This is a genomic window from Streptomyces sp. NPDC058326, from assembly GCF_042879855.1.
Classification (GTDB): domain Bacteria; phylum Actinomycetota; class Actinomycetes; order Streptomycetales; family Streptomycetaceae; genus Streptomyces.
The window spans coordinates 269,572-291,311 of record NZ_JBHVZO010000004.1 but is presented as its reverse complement, the minus strand read 5'-3'; the positions used below and the strand labels follow the sequence as shown (position 1 = coordinate 291,311).

The following is a 21,740-nucleotide window of genomic DNA, read 5'->3' as shown; positions in this document are numbered from 1 at the left end:
CGTGTGCTGTCATGGGAGATGTGACGGCACACGGCCCGGCCCCGGTGGAGAGCACCCTCGACACGGTCTTCCGCATGGAGTCCGCGCGGATCATCGCCACGGTGGCGCGGATCGTCAGGGACATCGGCATCGCCGAGGAGATCGCCCAGGACGCCCTCGTCGCCGCCCTGGAGCAGTGGCCGGGGGACGGGGTCCCGGAGCGGCCGGGGGCCTGGCTGACGGCCACCGCCAAGCACCGCGCCGTCGACCTCGTGCGCCGGCGCGAGACGTACGCCAGAAAGCTCGCGGAGGTGGGCAGGACGCTCACGGAGGAGTCGTACGACCCCGAGCCCCCCGGGCCGGGCGACATCGACGACGACGTGCTCCGGCTGATCTTCACCGCCTGCCATCCGGTGCTCTCCGCGGACGCGCGGGCCGCGCTGACCCTGCGGCTCGTCGGCGGGCTCCGCACGGACGAGATCGCCCGCGCCTTCCTCGTACCGGAGGCGACGGTGGCGGCGCGGATCACCCGCGCCAAACGGACGCTCGCGAAGGCGGGCGTCCGCTTCGAGGTGCCGTACGGGGAGGACCGGGCGGCCCGGCTCGGCTCCGTCCTCGAAGTGATCTACCTGATCTTCAACGAGGGGTACGCGGCGACCGCCGGCGACGACCTGCTGCGCCCCGGCCTGTGCGAGGACGCGCTGCGACTGGCCCGGGTCCTCGCCGCCCTCGCGCCGCAGGAGGGCGAAGCGCAGGGCCTGGCCGCTCTGTTGGAGCTCCAGGCCTCCCGGACGGCGGCCAGGACCGGGCCCGGCGGACAGCCGGTGCTGCTCGCCGCGCAGGACCGGCGGCGGTGGAACCGGCTGCTGATCCGGCGCGGGTTCGCCGCCCTCGCGCGCGCCGGGGACGGTCGCTCCTACGGGCCGTACGCGCTCCAGGCCGCCATCGCCGCCTGCCACGCGCGGGCCGCCTCGTACGAGGAGACCGACTGGGCGACCATCGCCGCCCTGTACGGGCAGCTGGGGCTCCTCGCCCCCTCCCCGGTCGTCGAACTGAACCGCGCGGTCGCCGTGTCGATGGCCGAGGGCCCGGCGGCGGCCCTCCCGCTCGTCGACGCCCTCGCCGCCGAACCGTCCCTGGCGCGCTACCACCTGCTGCCGAGCGTGCGGGGCGACCTGCTGGCCCGGCTCGGCCGGCCGGCGGAAGCCCGTACGGAATTCGAGCGGGCGGCCGCGCTCACCCGCAACGAGAGCGAGCGGGCACTGCTGCGGGGGAGGGCGCGGGAGTCGGGCGCGGAGGACTGAGGGCGGGGCGTCGGGGTGTCGGGGTCCGGGGGGCCGGCTGGGCGGGGTGGGCTTCCGGGGGGGTCCGGCCGGGCCAGTGGGGGCCCGGGGTGTCCGATCGAGCCGTGGGCCCCGGACTGCCGGGTCGGTGCGCGCGGCCGTACCCCGGGACGGGGGCGTCCCGCCGGCGTCCTGAGGCGCACCCTTAGGGTGCTTGGCATGTCCCCGCGCATTCCGCTGCCTCCGCCGCCCCCGCCCGCCGAACTCCGAAGCTGGCCCGACCGGGACGCACGGCTCGCGGACCGGGCCCTCGCGCTCGACGAGCTCAACAGGCGGCTGCTCGGCGGCGGGCGGCTCGCGCTGTTCCTGCTCTGGTTCTTCCTGCTCGAACTGGGCTGGGGACTGATCGGGGTCCTGCTCACCTCTCTCGGCAGGTCCGTGCCCGATCCGATCACGCTGCTCATCGGGCTCTTCACGGTGCTCATCGGCATCGGCGTCCTCGTCCCGGCCGTGTGGCTGACCGTCCGCAGTCTGCGGCGCGACCGGATCGTCCGCGAGCGTCTCGTCCTGTGGGCCGCCCTGGACCGGCACGGACCGACGGACGCCCGGCTGCGCGCCCCCGTCCTCAGCGTCTGCTGGCTGCTGCTGTCCTTCGCGATGTGCGGGCTCGGTCTCTGGCTGGGCTTCGCGGTCCCGGCGGGCACCGGCAGGGACGGCGGCTACGGCCTGGTCGCCTACGGCATGGGCGTCGCCCTGATCCTCTGGATCACCGGCCTGACCGGCCTGGTGAAGGCCGTCGGCCACTACCGGCTCGCGGTACGCCTGACGGGCAGCCGCCGCTGACGGTCACGCCGCCGTGGAACGCGAGCGCCCGCGGCCGTCGCCGGGGCCCGCCCACCGGTGCCGAGGCGTCACCGGCCGCCGCTGACGCTCGCCGGCCGGCCGATCAGCATCGTCGGAGCGCCCGCCACCCGGGTGAGCAGGACCGTCGCCGCGTTCGGGCCCTTCGGCTTCACCTTGCGGCGGATCTCCTCGGGCTCCACCGCCGAGCCGCGCTTCTTCACCGTCAGGTTGCCGACCTCGCGCTCCCGCAGCAGGGCCTTCAACTTCTTCAGGTTGAAGGGGAGTTCGTCGGTGATCTCATAGGCGGCGGCGTACGGCGTGGGGACCAGGGCGTCCGCCGTGACGTACGCGATCGTCGCGTCGATCAGGCCGCCGGCCACGTCCTCCGCCACCTCGGCGACCAGATGCGCCCGGATGACGGCGCCGTCCGGCTCGTAGAGGTAGCGGCCGACCGGCCGGACCGCCGGGTCGGGCAGGCCCCGGCCGGCGAGGACCGCGCCGGAGGGGAGCAGCGTGGCCCGGCGGAGGCCCGGCTCCGTACCGAACCAGAGGACCGCCTCCTTGACGTCCCCACCGTCCGAGATCCACTCGGCCTCGGCCTCGTCGGGCACCGCCTCGTGCGGGATGCCGGGGGCCACCTTCAGGGCCGCGTGCGGGGCTGTGCGGGCCGCCTCGACGGCCCAGGACAGCGGCGGGGAGTACGCCTCCGGGTCGAAGATCCGGCCCCGGCCGCCGCGCCGCGCCGGGTCGACGAAGACGGCGTCGTACGGGGTGGTGTCGATGTCGGTGACGTCCGCGCACCGCACCTCGATGAGCTCCGCGAGGCCGAGCGCCTCGGCGTTGGCGCGGGCCGCCTCCGCGGTCAGCGGGTCGCGGTCGACGGCGAGGACGGAGATCCCGGCGCGGGCCAGGGCGATCGCGTCGCCGCCGATGCCGGAGCAGAGGTCGGCGACGCTGCGGACGCCGAGCGCCTTCAGCCGGGCCGCCCGGTGGGCGCCGACCGAGGCGCGGGTCGACTGCTCGACGCCGTTCGGCGTGAAGTACATCCGGTACGCGTCCTCCGCGCCGAACTTCGCCACCGCCCGCTGCCGCAGCCGTGCCTGCCCGATGGCCGCCGTGACCAGCTCCGCGGGGTGGTCGCGGCGCAGCCGGGAGGCCACCGCCAGCTCCTGCGCGGGGTCGTACTCGCGCAGGGCGGTGAGGAGGGTCTGCCCCTCGGGGCCGAGGAGGGGGGCGAAGGAGGCGAGGTCGGTCACCCGTCCCATTGTGGGCCCTGTGATGCTGTGGGCCGGCCGGGGGACGTGGGTGCGGTACGGCGGTGTCGCGGCCGGGAACGGGCCGGCGCGCTGACAGGATGCGGCGCCATACGACTCATACGACAAAAGGAAAAAAAGATGGCAAAAGGTGTGCACCGTTCCTCCCGGGTGCTCGGAGCCACCCTCGTCGTCGCCGCCCTCGCCTCCGCCGCGACGGCCTGCTCAGGCGGCCCCGAGCCGGCCGCCGGCCCGCCCGCCCCCGCCGCCGGACAGCAGGCCCCGGCGCAGGGCGCGTCCGCCGCGCTCGCCAAGTACGTCGAGAAGGTCCGCGAGCAGCGCGCCGCCCGCGTGGCCGCCGCGAAGAAGTGGGGCCTCGCCAGGACGCCGCTCGACGCCCCCGCCCCGCCCGCCGTCAAGCCGAGGATCACCACCCGCAAGGGCTTCGAGACGGACGGCGAAGGCCTGCCGCCCGTCTTCACCACCGTGCCGACCAAGCAGAAGGTCGTCTTCCTGACGATCGACGACGGCGCGGAGAAGGACCCCGAGCTGCTGCGGATGATGAAGGAGCTCAAGATCCCGTACAGCGCCTTCATCAGCGACTACGTGGTCAAGGACGACTACGGCTACTTCGCCCGCATGCAGACGTCGCAGGAGGGCGGGGTGGCCCTGCACAACCACACCCTCAACCACCGCTATCTGCCGGGGCTCTCGTACAGCCGGCAGAAGCGCGAGATCTGCGGCATGCAGGACGTCATCGAGAAACGTTTCGGCAAGCGGCCGTCGCTCTTCCGCCCGCCCTACGGCAACTACAACGAGGACACCCTGCGCGCCGCCAAGTCCTGCGGGGTCAAGGCCGTCCCGCTGTGGGCGTCCGAGGCCTTCCCCGACCGCATGGAGTGGCGCGAGTGGGACCGGGACCTGCACCCCGGCGACATCGTGCTCACCCACTTCCGGGGCAAGGACGACTGGAAGGGCACCATGCCCGACATGATCCGCCGGGTGATGAACGTGATCACGGCCAAGGGGTACGCGGTCGCGAAGCTCGAGGACTACGTGTGAGCCGCTCCCCGGCGGCTCGGGCGGCGGCCGGAGCCGTCCTGGCCGCCGCACTCCTCGCCGTCTCCGGATGCGCCTCCGCCGTGGACCCGATCGAGCGGCTCGGGCGGAAGGCGGCGGAGCGGGTCGGGCCGGCGGAACCGCGGGAGTCGACGACGATCGCGGAGCGGACCGCCGCCGGGCCGTCACGAGGGGAGGACCGCTAGGGGGTCGTCATGGATCGAACCCCCGTACGGAATCGGGGGCCGGATGCGCCGTCGCCCGTACCCGTGCCGAATCGCCACACGGCACGGAATTGGCACTCCGCTTGACCGAGTGCTAATCGCGGTCATAGTCTCGGCTCTGGCACTCCCCACCGGAGAGTGCCAACACAGCGACGGGCAGGTCCGGCACCCGCGACGACGGATCCACCTGGTTCGCCACCTCAGACAGTCAACCCCGTGATCTCCGAAGGGGGAGGTCGGATCGTGACGACCACCAGCTCCAAGGTTGCCATCAAGCCGCTCGAGGACCGCATCGTGGTCCAGCCGCTCGACGCCGAGCAGACCACCGCCTCTGGCCTGGTCATCCCGGACACCGCCAAGGAGAAGCCCCAGGAGGGCGTCGTCCTGGCCGTCGGCCCGGGCCGCTTCGAGAACGGCGAGCGCCTGCCGCTCGACGTCCAGACCGGCGATGTCGTGCTCTACAGCAAGTACGGCGGCACCGAGGTGAAGTACAACGGCGAGGAGTACCTCGTCCTCTCGGCTCGCGACGTGCTCGCGATCGTCGAGAAGTAATTCACCGAAGTACGAAGTACCGAAGTACGAGCACTGAACCAGATGCTCAGAGCTGCGCCCCGAGGCCCCTTCCAGGCGCCCCGGGGCGCGGTTCGTTCCACCCGATTCCGAGAGGGCTGAACCGCTCCCATGGCGAAGATCCTGAAGTTCGACGAGGACGCCCGTCGCGCCCTTGAGCGCGGCGTCAACAAGCTTGCCGACACGGTGAAGGTGACGATCGGCCCCAAGGGCCGCAACGTCGTCATCGACAAGAAGTTCGGCGCCCCCACCATCACCAACGACGGTGTCACGATCGCCCGCGAGGTCGAGATCGAGGACCCGTACGAGAACCTCGGCGCCCAGCTGGTGAAGGAGGTGGCGACCAAGACCAACGACATCGCGGGTGACGGCACCACCACCGCCACCGTGCTCGCCCAGGCCCTGGTCCGCGAGGGTCTGCGCAACGTCGCCGCCGGTGCCTCCCCGGCCGCCCTGAAGAAGGGCATCGACGCCGCCGTCAAGGCCGTCTCCGAGGAGCTCCTCGCGACCGCCCGTCCGATCGAGGACAAGTCCGACATCGCTGCCGTGGCCGCGCTCTCCGCGCAGGACCAGCAGGTCGGCGAGCTCATCGCCGAGGCGATGGACAAGGTCGGCAAGGACGGTGTCATCACCGTCGAGGAGTCCAACACCTTCGGCCTGGAGCTCGACTTCACCGAGGGCATGGCCTTCGACAAGGGCTACCTGTCCCCGTACATGGTCACCGACCAGGAGCGTATGGAGGCCGTCCTCGACGACCCGTACATCCTGATCAACCAGGGCAAGATCTCCTCGATCCAGGACCTGCTGCCCATCCTGGAGAAGGTCATCCAGGCCGGCGCCAGCAAGCCGCTCCTGATCATCGCCGAGGACGTCGAGGGCGAGGCCCTGTCGACCCTGGTCGTCAACAAGATCCGTGGCACCTTCAACGCCGTGGCCGTCAAGGCCCCCGGCTTCGGTGACCGCCGCAAGGCGATGCTCGGCGACATGGCCACCCTCACCGGTGCCACCGTCATCGCCGAGGAGGTCGGCCTCAAGCTCGACCAGGCCGGCCTGGACGTGCTCGGCACCGCCCGCCGCGTCACCATCACCAAGGACGCCACCACCATCGTCGACGGTGGCGGCAACGCCGAGGACATCTCCGGTCGCGTCGGCCAGATCAAGGCCGAGATCGAGTCCACGGACTCCGACTGGGACCGCGAGAAGCTCCAGGAGCGCCTCGCGAAGCTGGCCGGCGGCGTGTGCGTGATCAAGGTCGGCGCCGCCACCGAGGTGGAGCTGAAGGAGAAGAAGCACCGTCTGGAGGACGCCATCTCCGCGACCCGCGCCGCGGTCGAGGAGGGCATCGTCTCCGGTGGTGGCTCCGCTCTGGTCCACGCCGTCAAGGTCCTGGAGGGCAACCTCGGCAAGACCGGCGACGAGGCCACGGGTGTCGCGGTCGTCCGCCGCGCCGCCGTCGAGCCGCTGCGCTGGATCGCCGAGAACGCCGGCCTCGAGGGCTACGTCATCACCTCGAAGGTGGCGGAGCTCGACAAGGGCCAGGGCTTCAACGCCGCCACCGGCGAGTACGGCGACCTGGTCAAGGCCGGCGTCATCGACCCGGTGAAGGTGACGCGCTCCGCCCTGGAGAACGCCGCCTCGATCGCCTCCCTCCTCCTCACCACCGAGACCCTCGTGGTGGAGAAGAAGGAAGAGGAGCCGGCGGACCACGGCCACGGCCACGGTCACGGCCACTCGCACTGAGGCTCGTTCACCGATCAGTGAGTACTGATCACCGAGCACCGGTCAGTGAGTACTGATCGCTGACCACAGAGGCCCGGTGCCCCCGTCGCGGGGGCACCGGGCCTCGGCGTCTTCTCCCCGGGATTCACGCCTCGACCGCGCCGAGCTGTCCCATCAGGCCGAGCATGTCGTACTGCCACCAGCCCTCCGCGATCTTCCCGTCGTCCCGGAATCGGTGGATGACCGTCCCGGTCATGGTCACCTCCATGCCGGTGGGCTGGAGTCCCATGAAGTCGCCGGTGTGGGAGCCCGTCCAGGTCCAGCGGGTGCAGACCCGGTCGCCCTCCGCGATCTGGTCGTCGACGGCGAAGGCGAAGTCGAAGCCCTGCCGCCACATCCGTACCTCGCGCCGGACCGCGTCCATGCCGATGACGTCCTGCTCGGCGTTGGTCGGATCGTGGTCGTGGTACCCCTCCGCGATCACCTCGTCGAGCAGCGCGAGCTCCGGCTCGCCGGCGAGCATCTCCAGGAGACGACGGGCGTTCGTCTTGTACAGCGCCTCGTCGCGCACCACGTCGAGGTCGGTGAAGGTCGGCATCTCGTCACAGAGCGCGACCATCTCCCGGAAGATCCGGTCGGTCTCCGGGAGCTGCGAGTTCCGCATGGCCACGTCGTAGGAGGGGAACTCGACGATCTCCACGACGTGGGAGGCGTCCGAGCGGTCCTTGCCGACGATGCTGTGGGTGGCGGTCCGCTTGCCCTCGGTCTGCTCGACCCACTGATCCATGAGGCGGTTCAGGTCGTCGACCCGACTGGTCCTGCAGTCGATGATTTGTACGAAGCTCATGGCGCCTCCCGACCCGGGTAAGGACCCTTCCAGTCTAGGTGGGGCGCACGGAGGGGGCAGGGGAGAGCGGCGCTACGCCGAACGCTGGAGGTCTGACGCCCGTACCTCCTCCGCGAAGGGTTCGCCGCGGACGTACCGCGCCACCTCCTCGATCGCCTGGTCCGCCATCCGGTGGAGTTCGTTGCCCAGGGAGCCGGCCACGTGCGGGGTGAGCAGGACGTTCGGGAGGGTGTAGAGGGGGGAGTCGGGGGGCGGGAGTTCCGGGTCCGTCACGTCCAGGGTGGCGTGGAGGCGGCCCGTGAGGAGGTGCGGGAGGAGGGCCGTCTCGTCGATCAGGGAGCCCCGGGAGGTGTTGATCAGCGTCGCTCCGTCCGGCATCGCCGCCAGTTGTGCCGCGCCGATCATGCGGTGGGTCGACGGGAGCTGGGGCGCGTGGACCGAGACGACCGTGCTGCGGGCGCACAGCTCGTCGAGGCCGGTGAGTTCCACGCCGGGCGGCGGAGCGTCGACGTACGGGTCGTACAGCAGGATGTCGATGTCGAAGGGGCGCAGCAGGTCGATGACCCGGCGGCCGATGCGTGAGGCGCCGACGATGCCGACCGTGCGGCGGTAGTTGCCCCAGGTCGCGGACTCGGTGAGCCATGCGTGGTCGGAACGGAGTTCGGCGTACCGCTGGGCGGAGCCGAGGACCTGTTTTCCGGCGAAGAGGATCGCGGCGAGCGTGTACTCGGCGACGGGCAGCGCGTTGGCGGCGGCGGCCGAGGTGACGCGGAGGCCGCGGTCCCAGCAGGCGTCGGTGATGTGGTGCTTGACCGAGCCGGCGGCGTGGACGACGGCCCGCAGGCGGGGCGCGCGGTCGAGGACCTCGGCGGTGAGCGGGGTCGCTCCCCAGCAGGTGAGGAGGATCTCGGCCTCGGCGAGCGCGGCTGCGGTGCGGGGGTGCGGGGTGGTGAGGTCGTGGGCGACCCGGTGCGGGTCGGTGTGGGTGAGCCGGGCGAGGCGGGTGCGGTGGGCGTCGGTGAGGAGGCGTTCGCCGACGCCTTCGCCCATCGCGAGGAGGAGGGAGGGGCGGTTGTCAGTGGTCGGGTGCATCGTGGTACCTGAGCTCCTCACTTGACGCTGCCGGCCGTCAGACCGGCCTTCCAGTGGCGCTGGAGGGAGACGAAGGCGACGACGAGGGGGACGACGGCGAGCAGGGATCCCGTGACGACGAGGGGGTAGAAGTCGGGTTCGGCGTGGGCGTTGCTGTTCCACGCGTACAGGCCGAGGCTCAGCGGGTAGAGCTTCTGGTCCGACAGCATCACCAGGGGGAGGAAGAAGTTGTTCCAGACGGCGGTGAACTGGAAGAGGAAGACGGTCACGAAGCCGGGCATCACCATGCGCAGACCGATGGACCAGAAGACGCGCAGTTCGCCGGCCCCGTCGATACGGGCGGCCTCCAGGGCCTCGTCGGGGATGTAGCCGGCGCAGAAGACCCGGGAGAGGTAGACCCCGAAGGGGTTCACCAGGACCGGGATCAGGACGGCCCAGTAGGTGTTGACGACGCCGACCTCGCTGGCCAGGAGGTACATCGGCAGGGCGAGCGCGGTGGTGGGGACGAGTACGCCGAGCAGGACGAGGCCGAAGAGCTTCTCCTTTCCCCTGAAGTCGTAGACGTGGAAGGCGTATCCGGCGGCGACGCTGACGAACGAGCAGGCGAGGGCGCCGAGTCCGGCGTAGAGGAGGCTGTTCAGGTACCAGTGGAAGTAGATGCCGTCGTTGTACTCGGCGAGCCGGGTGAGGTTGCCGCCCAGGTCGAAGCCCTCGAAGGAGAAGGCGTTTCCGGCGAGGAGGCCGCCGGCGTCCTTGGTGGCGGCGGTGAGCAGCCAGACGAGCGGGAAGAGCATGTAGACGACGGCGAGGAGGAGCGCGCCGTTGACGGCCGCCTTGGACAGCCAGACGGAGGGGGTGCGGGGCTTGCTCATGCCGTCCTCGCCTTCCGGCGGCCGGTGAACCTGGTCACGGCGAAGGAGAGCAGCGCCGCCGTCAGGGCGAGGAGTACGGAGGCGGCGGCGGCGAGCCCGTAGTCGTTGCGGTCGAAGGCCGCGGTGTAGGCGTACATGTTCGGCGTCCAGGTGGAGGTGACGGCGGAGCCCGTGCCCTTGTTGAGGATCAGCGGCTCGGTGAAGAGCTGGAGCGAGCCGATGACGGTGAAAAGGCCGACCATCGCGAGGGAGGCCTTGACGAGCGGGACCTTGACGGAGAAGGCGATGCGCCAGGCGCCGGCTCCGTCGACGGTGGCCGCTTCGAGGACGGAGCGGTCGATGGCCTGGAGGGCCGCGTAGAAGATGACCATGTTGTAGCCGAGCCATTCCCACAGGGCGATGTTGACCACGGAGGGCAGGGCGCCTTCGGGGGAGAAGAAGTCGAAGCCGATGCCTCCGGCCTCCATGGCCTCGACGACCGGGCTGAGCTGGGGCGTGTAGAGGTAGACCCAGATCAGGGCGGCGATGATGCCGGGCACGGCGTGTGGCAGGAAGAGCGCGAGCTGGAAGAAGCGGCGGGCGCGGGCGAGTGCCGAGTCGAGCAGGAGGGCGAGGCCGAGGGCTCCGGCGAGCAGCAGCGGGATGTAGAGCAGGCAGTATCCGAGCAGGACGCCGAAGCCCTCGCGGAAGGCCCGGTCACCCAGCGCCGCGGTGTAGTTGTCGAGGCCGGTGAAGACGGTCTCGGTGCCGCCGAAGCCCAGTCCGGACTGTTTCTCGGTGAAGAGGCTGAGCCAGACCGCGTATCCGATCGGCACCACCATCACCGCGGTGAACAGCAGGAAGAAGGGGGTCAGCAGGACCGTGGCGGCGCGGGTGCGGGCCTTCATGCGGTCAGCCCTCGACCTTCAGGCCGCGCTTGGTGAGCTCGGCGACGGTGGCGTCGTGACCGGCCTTGACGGCGTCGGCGATGCCGGGGCCGCCCTGGGTGATCTTGCCGAAGTGGTCCTTGATGGTGGTGTTGGTGGTTCCGGTGGTGGGGCCCCAGGCCCAGTCGGGGCTGATGGAGGCGCCGGAGGCCTCGAAGAGGGCGTAGATGTCCTGGCCGCCGTAGTAGCTCGCGTCGAAGGCCTTCTTGGCGACGGGGCGCAGTGCGGTGGCGGCCGGGAAGGCGGAGGAGGTGCCGGAGGCGATCCGGGCCTTGACGCCGTCCTCGGTGGTCGACATCCACTCCGCGAAGGTGACGGCGGCGGCCTTCTGCCTGCTGTCCTTGGTCACGGCGAAGGAGGTGCCGCCGAGCATGCCGCTGGCGGGCTTGCCGTCCCAGCTGGGCATGGGGGCGACGGCCCACTTGCCGTCCTGTTCGGGCAGGGTTCCCTTGAGGACGCCGGCGCCCCAGGAGGCGCCGAGGTAGCCGATGGTGGTGCCGTTCTTGAGGGAGCCGGTCCACTCGGGGCTGAAGGAGGCGTTCTTGTGGACGAGTCCGGCGTCGAGGAGGCCCTGCCAGTAGGTGGTGACCCTGGTGGTGGCCGCGTCGGTGGTGTTGATCTTCCAGGTCTCGTTCTCGGCCTTGAACCACTGGGCGCCGGCCTGCCAGGCCATGGCCTCGAAGGTGGTCGGGTCGTCCGGGAAGAAGGTGGCGATACGGGCCTTGGCGTCGGCCTTCTTGACCTGCTCGGCGGCCTTCCTGAACGCGTCCCAGGTGGCGGGGACCTCGACCTTGTACTTCGCGAAGAGGTCCTTGCGGTAGAAGAAGGCCTGCGGGGCCGCGTCGAAGGGGACGGCCCAGGACTTGCCGCCGAGGGTGGTGAGTTCGACGGTCTGCGGGAGCAGTTTGGCGCGGTCGGCCTCGGTGAACTCGCCGCCGATGTCCTGGAGGGCGCCGGAGCTGACGAATTCGGGCAGCGAGGAGTACTCGATGGAGACGAGGTCGGGGGCGTTGCCGGCCTTCACGGCGTTGGAGATCTTGGCGTAGCCGCCGGCGGTGCCGGAGGGGATCTCCTCGAACTTCACCTGGATGTCGGTGTGGGAGGCGTTGAAGGCGTCGACGACGTCCTTGGAGCCCTTGGCCCAGCCCCAGAAGGTGATGGTCACGGGCTCGTTCGGCTTGTTCGCGGTGTCGTCACCGCCGCCGCCGCAGGCCGTGAGAATGGCGAGGGCGGTGGCGGTGCCGGCTATGACACGGGACGTTCTGCTCCAACTACGGGTCACGGCACGGCTCCTGAAGGCGGGCGGCTGGGAGGTTGTGGCCGTGATCCTGTGACCGTTCATGACCGAAGTCAAGAGCGAAAGATTGATTGATCGAAAAAAGATCAGATGGAGGTCGTTCAGGGAGAGACGGGGTGCGCCCCGCACGAGGCTCGCACCCGCAGTCTCGGCAGCAGCCCCAGATGGCGCCGGGCCGCGTCCTCGTCGGAGCCCGCGCCCCGCTCGGCGAGCCGTTCCACAAGGAGTTCGGTCGCGTGCCGCCCCACCTGCCGCTTGGGCGGGGCGACCGCCGTCAGCGGGGTGTCGGCGAGCGCGGCGACCTCGTCGTCGTACGCGATCAGGGCCAGGTCCTGCGGCACCCGTACGCCCAGCTCGGCGAGGCGCTGCACGATCTCGATCGCGTCCACGTCGTTGTGGACGAGGGCCGCGCTCGCCAGGCCCGAGCCGACCGCCTCGTGCAGGGCGCGGACCGCCCGCTCGAAGCCGTCCGGGTCCGCCTCCGCAGGCACCGAGTCGATGACAGGGCGCGGCTCCCCGAGACCGAGCGTCTCCAGGGCCTCGGCATAGCCGGCGCGCACCGCGAGCGCGGTCGGGGAGTCCCGGCGCGCCACGAGCAGCGGAGTCGCGTGGCCGAGGGCGAGCAGATGGCGCAGGGCGAGCAGGACGCCGTGGCCGTGGTCGGACGCGACCCGGTCCAGGCCGTCCAGCGGGCTGCCCGGCTCCGCCCGGCGCTCCAGGAGCACGGCGGGCACGGGAAGTTCGGCCAGCCAGTCCCCGTACGCGAGCCGGTCCTCGGGGCCGCGCCAGCCCGGTGCGACGAGCACGCCCTCGGCGCCCGCCGCGAGCAGCCCCTCGGTGCGGGCCCGGTCCTCCTCGGGCCGGTAGTCCGAGACGCGGAGCACCAGCCGGGCGCCGGCGCGGGCTGCCGCCTCGTGCGCACCCCGGATGACCTCGGCGAAGTAGTACGTGGCCGAAGGGGCGAGCAGGCCGATGACCAGACCCTCGCCGGGGCGCGCGCCGGCCGGGCCGCTCCGCCGCTCGGGCCAGGACACCTGGCCGTGCACCCGGTCCAGCAGGCCCCGGCCCGAAAGGACTTCGACATCACGGCGGGCGGTGACGGGGGAGACCCCGAGCCGTTCGGCCAGGTCGGCGACGCGGGCGGTGCCGCGCTCGCGGACCAGGGCCAGCAGTCGGTCGTGTCGTTCGGCAGCACTCTCGCGCACGGCGCAGTTCCCCCTCGCGGTGGTGGTGGTTCCCCGACCTTAGTTCACCCACGGCCCCGAATGATCGAACGGTAGAAATTTCGATCATTCGCTCCGATTCCCTTGACGTTCGATCGGAGCCTGTCCAGGATTCCCGGCGACGCGGACGTCACCGCAGGGAGCCACAGGGAGCATCATGCCCACGCCGCCCGAGAACCGTGAGCTCAGCCCGTACACCGGCTGGACCCGTGCCCACTGGGAGGCCACGGCCGACCGGCTCCTCCTGGCCGTCCGCCCCTTCGCCTCGCCGCGCCACGGGCTCGTCGAGCTGCCCGGTCCCCGCCCCAGCTGGTCCGGAGCCCGCTCCGACGGTCTGGAGGGCTGGGCCCGCACCTTCCTCCTCGCCGCGCTCCGCGTCGCGGGCGCCGGGGGAGCCGACCCGCACGGTCACCTCGACCGGTACGCGGCGGGGCTCGCCGCCGGCACGGCCGTCGACGACCCCGACGGCCCCGACTCCTGGCCCCACCCCACAGAAACCCGCCAGGCGATCGTCGAAGCCGCCTCGATCGCCCTCGGCCTCCGGCTCACCCGCCCCTGGCTCTGGGACCGGCTCGACGACGGCACCCGCGAGCAGGTCGTCGACTGGCTCCGCCCCGCACTCGGCCCGTCCCCCGTCGACAACAACTGGTGGCTCTTCGGCCTCACCGTCGCCGGTTTCCTCCAGGACGCCGGCGCCGACACCGACCGGGCCGCCGCCACGATCGACCGCTCCCTCGCCCGTGTCGAGGACTGGTATCTCGGCGACGGCTGGTACAGCGACGGCGACAACCGCGCCTTCGACCACTACAACGCCTGGGCCCTGCACTTCTACCCCGTGCTCCACGCCCACCTCGCCGGCGACCGGACGCTCCTCGACCGGTACGGACCGCGCCTCCGCGCCCACCTCGACGACTACGTCCACCTCTTCGACGCGAACGGCTCCCCCCTCCCGTACGGGAGGTCCCTGATCTACCGCTTCGCCGCGGCCGCCGCACCCTGGCTCGGCATGCTCACCGGGCACACCGCGCTCACCGCCGGGGCCACGCGCCGCCTCGCCTCCGGAACCCTGCGGTACTTCCTCGACCGCGGCGCCACCGACCCGGACGGGCTCCTCACCCTCGGCTGGCACGGCCCGTACCCGCCGCTCGTCCAGGAGTACTCGGGCCCCGGCTCCCCCTACTGGGCGTCCAAGGGCTTCCTCGGCCTGCTCCTGCCCGCCGACCATCCCGCCTGGACCGCCCCCGAGGAACCCCTGCCCGCCGAACGCGCCGACACCGTCCGCCCCTTCGGGCCGTCCGGGCTGCTCGTCCAGACCACCGCGGCCGACGGACTCGTACGCCTCCACAACCACGGCAGCAACCATGTGCACAGCGCCGATTCGGACGAGGACGACCCCGGCTACGCCCGTCACGCCTACGCGACCCGCACGGGGCCCAGTACGGGAACCGCGCCCGCCGACAACCACTTCGCCCTGCTCACGGACGGCGGCCGGGCCACCGCCCGGGGACCCGCCACCCCGCTCGGCACCGGCCCCGACTGGGCCGCCTCCGTCCACCGTCCGCTGCCCGGCGCCCGGGTGGTCTCCGCGACGCTCGCCCACGGCCGCGCCGAGGTCCGCGCCCACCTCGTGCTCGGCGCCCCGGAGGGGATCCCCGTACGGCAGACGGGCTGGGCCACCACCCCCGACGGGCCGCGCGCCGAACTCCACGCGCTCCACGGCTACCGGCCCGGGACGACCGAACTGCCCACCGGGGAAACCCTTCAGGGTCCCGGCAGCCGTACCCTCGCCCTCCACGGGACCACGAGCGGCCCGGCGACCCTCTTCGTCGCCCTCGCCTCGCTCACCGCCGAACCGGACCCGATTCCGGTCACCCAGCTCGCGGACGTCCGGATCGAAGGCTTCCGTACGACCGTGACCTGGCCGGACGGCAGCGTCACCCGACTGGACCTCGCCGCCCTCGACACGGCGGGTCCTTGACCGCACGGGCGATACGGGCGACTACTTCGGCCCGTACTTGCGTCCCGCCTTCGAGGAGACCCCGCCCAGCAGGCTGCGCGGCGCCAGCTTCACCACACCCATCAGGGCCTTGTAACGGGGATCGGGGATCGACAGCGTCTTCCCCCGCTCCAGGTCCGAGAGCGCCGCCGTCACCAGCTTGTCCGCGTCGAGCCACATCCAGCCGGGGATGTTGTCCGTCCCCATCCCGGCCCGCTCGTGGAACTCGGTCCGTACGAAGCCGGGGCAGAGCGCCATCAGACGAACCCCACTGCCCGCCAGGTCACGGGCCGCGCCCTGGGTGAACTGCACGACCCAGGCCTTCGACGCCCCGTACGTGCCACGGGGTACGAAGGCGGCCACCGAGGCGACGTTCACCACCCCGCCCCGCCCCCGCGCCCTCATCGAGGCGGTGGCGGCCGAGGTCAGCCGCAACACCGCCTCGCAGTGCACCTTGAGCATCGTCAACTCGTCGGCCATGGACACTTCGAGGAAGCGTCCCTTGTTGCCGAAGCCCGCGTTGTTCACGAGCAGGTCCACCGGCTGCTTGGGATCCGAGAGCCGGGCCTCGACGGCGGCGATGCCCTTCTCCTCGGAGAGGTCCGCCGCGAGCACCTCCGCCTCGACGCCGTGCCGGTCGTGCAGCTCGGTCGCCTGCTCGCGGAGCCGCTTCACGTCCCGTGCCACGAGCACGACGTCGTGACCGTCCGCCGCGAGTCTCCGTGCGAAGGCGGCGCCGATGCCCGCGGTGGCGCCCGTAATCAGTGCAGTCGTCATACGGGCACGGTAGTGCCCCCCTACGGCGCCTCCGCCCGGGCGTACTTGTCCGCGTACTGGCGTGCGAGCGCGAGGAGTCCGGACTCCATCCATGCGGCGGCGGCCAAGGTGCGGGGCAGCAGCGCGCGTTCGGTGGTCGCGGCGCGGTGGAGCAGGGCGACGGTGATGTCGTGATCGGGCCGGTGGACGACCGTGATCGGGTCGCCGGCCCGGATCTCGCCCGGCACGATCACCCGCAGCAGCGCGCCGGGGCCCGCCTCGGACTGCGTGAACCGCCGGACCCAGCCCTTCTCCTCCACGAAGCCCGCGAACGTACGGCAGGGGATGCGGCCGCCGGTGACTTCGAGGACCACTTCCCTGCCGTTCTCGCCGATCCGCCAGCGCTCGCCGATCAGGGCTCCGTTCACGTCGAGGCCTTGGGTGGTGAGGTTCTCGCCGAACGAGCCGTTGGCGAGCTCGCGGCCGAGCTCCCGCTCCCACAGGTCCATGTCCTCGCGGGCGAAGGCGTAGGCGGCCCGGTCGTTCCCGCCGTGGAAGCGCAGGTCGCAGACCGTGTCCCCGGCGAGCCCGCTCCTGCCGACGCCGGGCGCCCCGGGCGCCTCGATCCGTACGAGTCCTTCGACAGGGCGCTTGTCGATGGCGGTGAGGCCGGAGGCGGCTTCGGTGTAGTCCACGGCCTTGGCGCGGCCCACATTCACACTCAGCAAGGTCATGCGGGCACTTTACGGGCAGAGATCTCAAAGGCACGGGCGAATACATGCGGCTTCACCCAAGTTCCGCTTATGATGGAACGCATGATCGAGGCACGCCATCTCCGCGTCCTGCGCGCCGTCGCCGCAACCGGCTCCTTCTCCGCCGCAGCGCGTGAACTCGGCTGCACCCAGCCCGCCGTCAGTCAGCAGATGAAGGCCCTCGAAGCCTCCGCGGGCACCCCGCTGCTGATCAGGACCGGCCGCGAGATGCGGCTCACCCAGGCCGGTGAGGTCCTCGTCCGCCACGCCTCCGGCATCCTCGCCGGCCTCACCGCCGCCGAGGAGGAGGTCGCCGCCATCGCCGGTCTCCGGGCGGGCCGGGTCCGCCTGGTCTCCTTCCCCAGCGGCAGCTCCACCCTCGTCCCCACCGCGCTCGCCGCCCTCCGGGCCGCGCACCCCGGCACCCGCGTCTCGCTGGTCGAGGCCGAACCGCCGCGCTCGATCGAGATGCTCCGCGACGGCGACTGCGACGTGGCCCTCGCCTTCCGGTACGGGGCCGGGCGGGCCGAATGGGACGACCTGGTGGTACGGCCGATCCTCGCCGACCGCCTGGTGGGCCTGGTCCCCGAGGGGCACCGGCTCGCGGGGGCCGGGGCGGTGGGCATCGCGGAGCTCGCGGAGGAGTCGTGGATCGCGGGCTGCCCGCGCTGCCGCCGTCAGCTCGTGGACGTCTGCGAGGAGGCGGGGTTCACCCCGCGCATCGACTTCGCGACCGACGACTATCCGGCCGTCGTGGGCCTGGTGGGCGCGGGTCTCGGCGTGGCCGTCCTGCCGGAGCTCGCCATCGAGTCCGTACGGCCCAGGGGGGCGCGGACCGTGGCAGTGGAGCCCGCGGTGGAGCGGGAGATCGTGGCCCTGACGCTGCCCGACCTCGCCCAGGTCCCGGCCGTCGCCGCCACGCTGGACGAACTGAGCCGCGCCGCCACGCGCGCGTAGGGACGCGCCACACGCGCGTGGGCGCGGTCCTGCCGACTGCTCGCTCCGACGGCACGCTTACTTGAAAAAACGTTCCTTCACATGTGCTCCACAGCAGGCCGGCCGGCCGCCGATGTCGTCATGGATGTCACGGAGGTCGCGGACGCGCCCGACGACGCCGTCGGCGCCGCCGCGATCAGGCGATTGCGCGCGCGTCCCATGAGCTCTTCGCGTTCGTCCTCGGTGAGGCCGCCCCATACGCCGTAGGGCTCCCGTACGGCGAGTGCGTGTGCCGCGCACTCCGCGCGCACCGGGCACCGCATGCAGACCTCTTTCGCCGAGTTCTCACGCGCACTCCGTGCCGCGCCGCGCTCTCCCTCGGGGTGGAAGAACAGGGAGCTGTCGACCCCGCGGCAGGCCGCGAGCAGTTGCCAGTCCCACAGATCGGCGTTGGGTCCGGGAAGGCGGGAGAAATCTGCCATTGCGCTTGTCCCCTTGAAACCGTGTCGAACGGATAGGTGGGCGGGTGGATGGCTGATGGCCGGGGCTCCTCGGGGCCCCGCCGGGTCCGGGTCGGTACACCTACTGTCTAAGTAGATGTAAATATGACTCATTGCGAATCTAGCCACAGACACCGCGAAAAGGGAAGAAAACCCGCTAAATGGGGCAGTACCTTTCGATGGCGGACAGAAGGCTCGCGTCGCTCTCCTCCGCGCACGGCCCCTCACGTAGAGTGCCGAACGCTGCCCTCCGACCCGTAACTCTTTCGAGTGACCGTCGTTGAGCGTGCGGAGGCGGTTGAAGGAAGAAGCGATCGGGCAGGTGTCCGAGAGCGTCAATCGCACAGGTGACGATTACGTACAGCCCTGGAGGCTCAAGGTGACGCGCTACAGCTGCGAGAGCCGCGGAGGTCACGCATGACATCCGTCCTCGTCTGCGACGACTCCCCGCTTGCCCGAGAGGCGCTCCGCCGCGCGGTCGCGACCGTGCCCGGTGTGGAGCGCGTGACCACCGCGGCCAACGGCGAGGAAGTCCTCCGCCGCTGGGGCGCGGACCGCTCGGACCTCATTCTGATGGACGTACGCATGCCCGGTCTGGGCGGCGTGGAGACCGTCCGCCGGCTGCTCTCCGCGGACCCCGGCGCCCGCATCATCATGCTCACGGTCGCCGAGGACCTCGACGGCGTCGCCCTCGCGGTCGCCGCCGGCGCCCGCGGCTATCTGCACAAGGACGCCTCGCGCGCCGAACTGCGGGCCACCGTCACCCAGGCGCTGGCCGACCCGACCTGGCGGCTCGCCCCGCGCCGGCTCCGTTCGGCCGAGATGGGCGCCGCGCCCACCCTCACCGCGCGCGAGATCCAGGTCCTCGAAGGCATGAGCCACGGCCGGTCCAACGCGGAGATCGGGCGCGAGCTCTTCCTCTCCGAGGACACCGTCAAGACCCACGCCCGGCGGCTCTTCAAGAAGCTGGGCGCCTCGGACCGGGCGCACGCCGTCGCACTCGGATTCCGCTGGGGCCTGGTCCGCTGAACCGCAGGTCACCCGCCGCATCCCCGTCCTCGTCCGCGTCCTTCGCGGGGTGGACGGGGTGGGCTTGTGTCACTTCCCCGCCGTATGCCGCATCCTTGAGATGTGGAGTTCCTCGGGGACGAGTCGATCGAGCGGGAGGGGAGGGCGCGGGAGATGAGTTCCGGCGCACCTGCTCATAACGCTTCGGTGCACAACTACGGACGCGGTGCCACGAACGCGGAAGCGTCGGGGCACCATGGAGCGATGCGCGACGACGAGACCGTGGGTTCACCCATGCCTGCCGGGCACGGGGAGATCGGCGCGCTCGTCCACCTCGCGGTCGAGGGAGACGCGCAGGCCACGCACGACCTGCTCGCACGGGTGCACCCGCTCGCCCTCCGCTACTGCCGCACCCGCCTCAACCGGCTTCCGGGCGACGCCCGGCACTTCGTCGAGGACCTGGCCCAGGAGGTCTGCGTCGCCGTCCTGATGGCGCTGCCGCGCTACAAGGACACGGGCAGGCCCTTCGAGGCCTTCGTCTTCGCCATCGCCGGACACAAGGTCGCCGACCTCCAGCGGGCCGCCATGCGGCACCCGGGGTCCACGGCCGTGCCCTCCGACGAGATGCCCGAGCGGCCCGACGACTCCCTCGGTCCCGAGGAGCGCGCGCTGCTCAGCGACGACGCCGAGTGGGCGAAGAAGCTGCTCGCCAACCTCCCCGAGAACCAGCGCGAACTGCTCGTGCTCCGCGTCGCCGTCGGACTGACCGCCGAGGAGACCGGGCAGATGCTCGGCATGTCCCCCGGCGCCGTCCGGGTCGCGCAGCACCGCGCGCTCAGCCGGCTCAGGGCGCTGGCCGAGCAGTAAGAGTCACCGGGGCTTGTCGTCCCTTTCGTACACGTGGGAACGTCCAAAGCTCTCCGCTGATCTTGATCGTGGAATGAGACACCGCTTCGGCCCGTTAGCATGGACATCCCGCACCGATCAAGGCCATTTGGGAAGGTGTCATGACTGCCAACGTCGACGGAGTGCCCGAGAAATTCGCGACACTCGGGCTGACCTACGACGACGTGCTGCTGCTGCCGGGCGCGTCCGAGGTCCTCCCGAACGCGGTCGACACCTCGTCCCGCATCTCCCGCAACGTGCGCGTGAACATTCCGCTGCTGTCCGCGGCGATGGACAAGGTCACCGAGTCCCGCATGGCTATCGCCATGGCGCGACAGGGCGGCGTGGGCGTGCTGCACCGCAACCTGTCGATCGAGGACCAGGTCAACCAGGTCGACCTCGTGAAGCGCTCCGAGTCCGGCATGGTGACCGACCCGATCACCGTGCACCCGGACGCCACGCTGGCGGAGGCCGACGCGCTGTGCGCCAAGTTCCGCATCAGCGGCGTCCCGGTCACCGACCAGGCCGGCAAGCTGCTCGGCATCGTCACCAACCGCGACATGGCCTTCGAGTCGGACCGCAGCCGCCAGGTGCGCGAGGTCATGACCCCGATGCCGCTGGTCACCGGCAAGGTCGGCATCTCCGGCGTGGACGCCATGGAGCTGCTCCGCCGCCACAAGATCGAGAAGCTGCCGCTGGTCGACGACTCCGGCATCCTCAAGGGCCTCATCACGGTCAAGGACTTCGTCAAGGCGGAGAAGTACCCGCACGCGGCCAAGGACGCCGAGGGCCGGCTGCTCGTCGGCGCGGCCGTCGGCGCCAGCCCCGAGGCGCTGGAGCGCGCCCAGGGCCTCGCCGCCGCGGGCGTCGACTTCCTGATCGTCGACACGTCGCACGGTCACAACAGCAACGCCCTGAACTGGATGGCGAAGATCAAGTCCAGCGTCGGCGTCGACGTCATCGGCGGCAACGTCGCGACGCGTGACGGCGCGCAGGCCCTGATCGACGCCGGCGTCGACGGCGTCAAGGTCGGCGTGGGCCCCGGCTCCATCTGCACCACCCGCGTGGTCGCCGGCATCGGCGTCCCGCAGGTCACCGCCATCTACGAGGCGGCGCTCGCCGCCCGCGCGGCCGGCGTCCCGGTCATCGGCGACGGCGGCCTGCAGTACTCCGGCGACATCGGCAAGGCGCTCGCCGCCGGCGCCGACACGGTGATGCTGGGCAGCCTCCTCGCCGGCTGCGAGGAGTCCCCGGGCGAGCTGCAGTTCATCAACGGCAAGCAGTTCAAGTCGTACCGCGGCATGGGCTCGCTCGGCGCCATGCAGTCCCGCGGCCAGGGCCGGTCCTACTCCAAGGACCGCTACTTCCAGGCCGAGGTCGCCTCGGACGACAAGCTCGTCCCCGAGGGCATCGAGGGCCAGGTGCCCTACCGCGGCCCGCTGGCCAACGTCCTGCACCAGCTCGTCGGCGGCCTGCGCCAGACCATGGGCTATGTGGGCGCGGCCACCATCGAGGAGATGGAGTCCAAGGGCCGGTTCGTCCGGATCACCTCGGCGGGCCTCAAGGAGAGCCACCCGCACGACATCCAGATGACGGTCGAGGCACCGAACTACAGCAGGAAGTAACACAGCGCGACGCGTGGGGGCGGTTCCGGCATGTGGCCGGAGCCGCCCCCCGCGCTTGTGTCGGGGATACTGGTAGGCGCAGACGTAGAGGGAAA

General features: G+C 71.5%; 21 protein-coding genes. 11 read left to right on the top strand and 10 right to left on the bottom strand.

Features of this window, described 5'->3' with window-relative positions; genetic code table 11:
* Window positions 1-11 precede the first annotated feature (11 nt).
* A complete protein-coding gene (locus ACFVYX_RS09945; RefSeq protein WP_389680856.1) occupies window positions 12-1,283 on the top strand; it encodes an RNA polymerase sigma factor in 1,272 nt (423 codons plus the stop codon).
* 198 nt (window positions 1,284-1,481) lie between these two features.
* The gene (locus tag ACFVYX_RS09940; RefSeq protein ID WP_389680855.1) at window positions 1,482-2,105 is read left to right on the top strand and encodes a hypothetical protein; all 624 of its coding nucleotides are present in this window, start codon (window positions 1,482-1,484) and stop codon (window positions 2,103-2,105) included.
* A gap of 68 nt (window positions 2,106-2,173) precedes the next feature.
* On the opposite strand, the gene ACFVYX_RS09935 is transcribed toward ACFVYX_RS09940, so the two are convergent.
* Entirely contained in the window at window positions 2,174-3,370 is a 1,197-nt protein-coding gene (locus tag ACFVYX_RS09935) for a methyltransferase domain-containing protein (protein ID WP_389680854.1), read from the bottom strand.
* A 129-nt stretch (window positions 3,371-3,499) separates the two neighbouring features.
* Between ACFVYX_RS09935 and ACFVYX_RS09930 the strand changes: the two genes are divergently transcribed.
* The 4 genes from ACFVYX_RS09930 to groL all read left to right on the top strand — a co-directional run bounded on the left by ACFVYX_RS09930 (window position 3,500) and on the right by groL (window position 6,951).
* Complete coding sequence (locus ACFVYX_RS09930) at window positions 3,500-4,420, top strand: polysaccharide deacetylase family protein (protein ID WP_389680853.1); 921 nt, start codon at window positions 3,500-3,502, stop codon at window positions 4,418-4,420.
* Complete coding sequence (locus tag ACFVYX_RS09925; RefSeq protein WP_389680852.1) at window positions 4,417-4,623, top strand: hypothetical protein; 207 nt, start codon at window positions 4,417-4,419, stop codon at window positions 4,621-4,623. Before ACFVYX_RS09930 ends, ACFVYX_RS09925 begins: the two co-directional genes overlap by 4 nt.
* 261 nt (window positions 4,624-4,884) lie before the next feature.
* Window positions 4,885-5,193 carry a co-chaperone GroES gene (gene groES / locus ACFVYX_RS09920; RefSeq protein WP_384108098.1) on the top strand — a complete coding sequence of 103 codons (309 nt, stop codon included), beginning with the start codon at window positions 4,885-4,887 and terminating at the stop codon, window positions 5,191-5,193.
* Between the two features lie 129 nt (window positions 5,194-5,322).
* Window positions 5,323-6,951, top strand: a complete 1,629-nt coding sequence (gene groL / locus ACFVYX_RS09915) for a chaperonin GroEL (RefSeq protein ID WP_073810085.1) — start codon at window positions 5,323-5,325, stop codon at window positions 6,949-6,951.
* 124 nt (window positions 6,952-7,075) lie between these two features.
* Here groL and ACFVYX_RS09910 read toward each other — a convergent pair whose 3' ends face one another.
* From ACFVYX_RS09910 to ACFVYX_RS09885, 6 genes are all read right to left on the bottom strand, one after another.
* The gene (locus ACFVYX_RS09910) at window positions 7,076-7,777 is read right to left on the bottom strand and encodes an ester cyclase (protein ID WP_389680851.1); all 702 of its coding nucleotides are present in this window, start codon (window positions 7,775-7,777) and stop codon (window positions 7,076-7,078) included.
* 72 nt (window positions 7,778-7,849) lie between these two features.
* On the bottom strand, window positions 7,850-8,869 hold the full coding sequence (locus ACFVYX_RS09905) for a hydroxyacid dehydrogenase (RefSeq protein ID WP_389680850.1): 1,020 nt from the start codon (window positions 8,867-8,869) through the stop codon (window positions 7,850-7,852).
* A 17-nt stretch (window positions 8,870-8,886) separates the two neighbouring features.
* Window positions 8,887-9,741, bottom strand: coding sequence for a carbohydrate ABC transporter permease (locus tag ACFVYX_RS09900; protein ID WP_389680849.1), 855 nt, complete (start codon window positions 9,739-9,741; stop codon window positions 8,887-8,889).
* Window positions 9,738-10,628, bottom strand: coding sequence for a carbohydrate ABC transporter permease (locus ACFVYX_RS09895; RefSeq protein WP_389680848.1), 891 nt, complete (start codon window positions 10,626-10,628; stop codon window positions 9,738-9,740). The genes ACFVYX_RS09900 and ACFVYX_RS09895 overlap by 4 nt, the downstream gene beginning before the upstream one ends.
* Window positions 10,629-10,632: 4 nt before the next feature.
* The gene (locus ACFVYX_RS09890; protein WP_389680847.1) at window positions 10,633-11,949 is read right to left on the bottom strand and encodes an ABC transporter substrate-binding protein; all 1,317 of its coding nucleotides are present in this window, start codon (window positions 11,947-11,949) and stop codon (window positions 10,633-10,635) included.
* Window positions 11,950-12,065: 116 nt separating this feature from the next.
* A complete protein-coding gene (locus tag ACFVYX_RS09885) occupies window positions 12,066-13,169 on the bottom strand; it encodes a substrate-binding domain-containing protein (protein WP_389680846.1) in 1,104 nt (367 codons plus the stop codon).
* A gap of 175 nt (window positions 13,170-13,344) precedes the next feature.
* Here ACFVYX_RS09885 and ACFVYX_RS09880 point away from each other — a divergent pair, with 175 nt between their 5' ends.
* Complete coding sequence (locus tag ACFVYX_RS09880) at window positions 13,345-15,165, top strand: DUF2264 domain-containing protein (protein WP_389680845.1); 1,821 nt, start codon at window positions 13,345-13,347, stop codon at window positions 15,163-15,165.
* A gap of 21 nt (window positions 15,166-15,186) precedes the next feature.
* Here the strand turns inward: ACFVYX_RS09880 and ACFVYX_RS09875 are convergent, their stop codons facing one another.
* Together ACFVYX_RS09875 and ACFVYX_RS09870 are read right to left on the bottom strand one after the other, a co-directional pair.
* Entirely contained in the window at window positions 15,187-15,960 is a 774-nt protein-coding gene (locus ACFVYX_RS09875; RefSeq protein WP_389680844.1) for an SDR family NAD(P)-dependent oxidoreductase, read from the bottom strand.
* A 20-nt stretch (window positions 15,961-15,980) separates the two neighbouring features.
* Complete coding sequence (locus ACFVYX_RS09870) at window positions 15,981-16,673, bottom strand: MOSC domain-containing protein (protein ID WP_389680843.1); 693 nt, start codon at window positions 16,671-16,673, stop codon at window positions 15,981-15,983.
* A gap of 81 nt (window positions 16,674-16,754) precedes the next feature.
* Here ACFVYX_RS09870 and ACFVYX_RS09865 point away from each other — a divergent pair, with 81 nt between their 5' ends.
* A complete protein-coding gene (locus tag ACFVYX_RS09865; protein ID WP_389680842.1) occupies window positions 16,755-17,648 on the top strand; it encodes a LysR family transcriptional regulator in 894 nt (297 codons plus the stop codon).
* Between the two features lie 77 nt (window positions 17,649-17,725).
* Here ACFVYX_RS09865 and ACFVYX_RS09860 read toward each other — a convergent pair whose 3' ends face one another.
* The gene (locus ACFVYX_RS09860; RefSeq protein ID WP_389680841.1) at window positions 17,726-18,109 is read right to left on the bottom strand and encodes a WhiB family transcriptional regulator; all 384 of its coding nucleotides are present in this window, start codon (window positions 18,107-18,109) and stop codon (window positions 17,726-17,728) included.
* 435 nt (window positions 18,110-18,544) lie between these two features.
* On the opposite strand from ACFVYX_RS09860, the gene ACFVYX_RS09855 reads away from it, so the two are divergent.
* The 3 genes from ACFVYX_RS09855 (at window position 18,545) to guaB (ending at window position 21,645) form a co-directional block, all read left to right on the top strand.
* Window positions 18,545-19,156 carry a response regulator transcription factor gene (locus tag ACFVYX_RS09855; RefSeq protein ID WP_003948568.1) on the top strand — a complete coding sequence of 204 codons (612 nt, stop codon included), beginning with the start codon at window positions 18,545-18,547 and terminating at the stop codon, window positions 19,154-19,156.
* Window positions 19,157-19,399: 243 nt separating this feature from the next.
* Window positions 19,400-20,002 carry a sigma-70 family RNA polymerase sigma factor gene (locus tag ACFVYX_RS09850; RefSeq protein ID WP_384108127.1) on the top strand — a complete coding sequence of 201 codons (603 nt, stop codon included), beginning with the start codon at window positions 19,400-19,402 and terminating at the stop codon, window positions 20,000-20,002.
* Between the two features lie 140 nt (window positions 20,003-20,142).
* Window positions 20,143-21,645: an IMP dehydrogenase gene (gene guaB / locus ACFVYX_RS09845; RefSeq protein ID WP_030211427.1), complete on the top strand. Its 1,503-nt coding sequence runs from the start codon at window positions 20,143-20,145 to the stop codon at window positions 21,643-21,645.
* The last annotated feature ends 95 nt before the right edge of the window (window positions 21,646-21,740 follow it).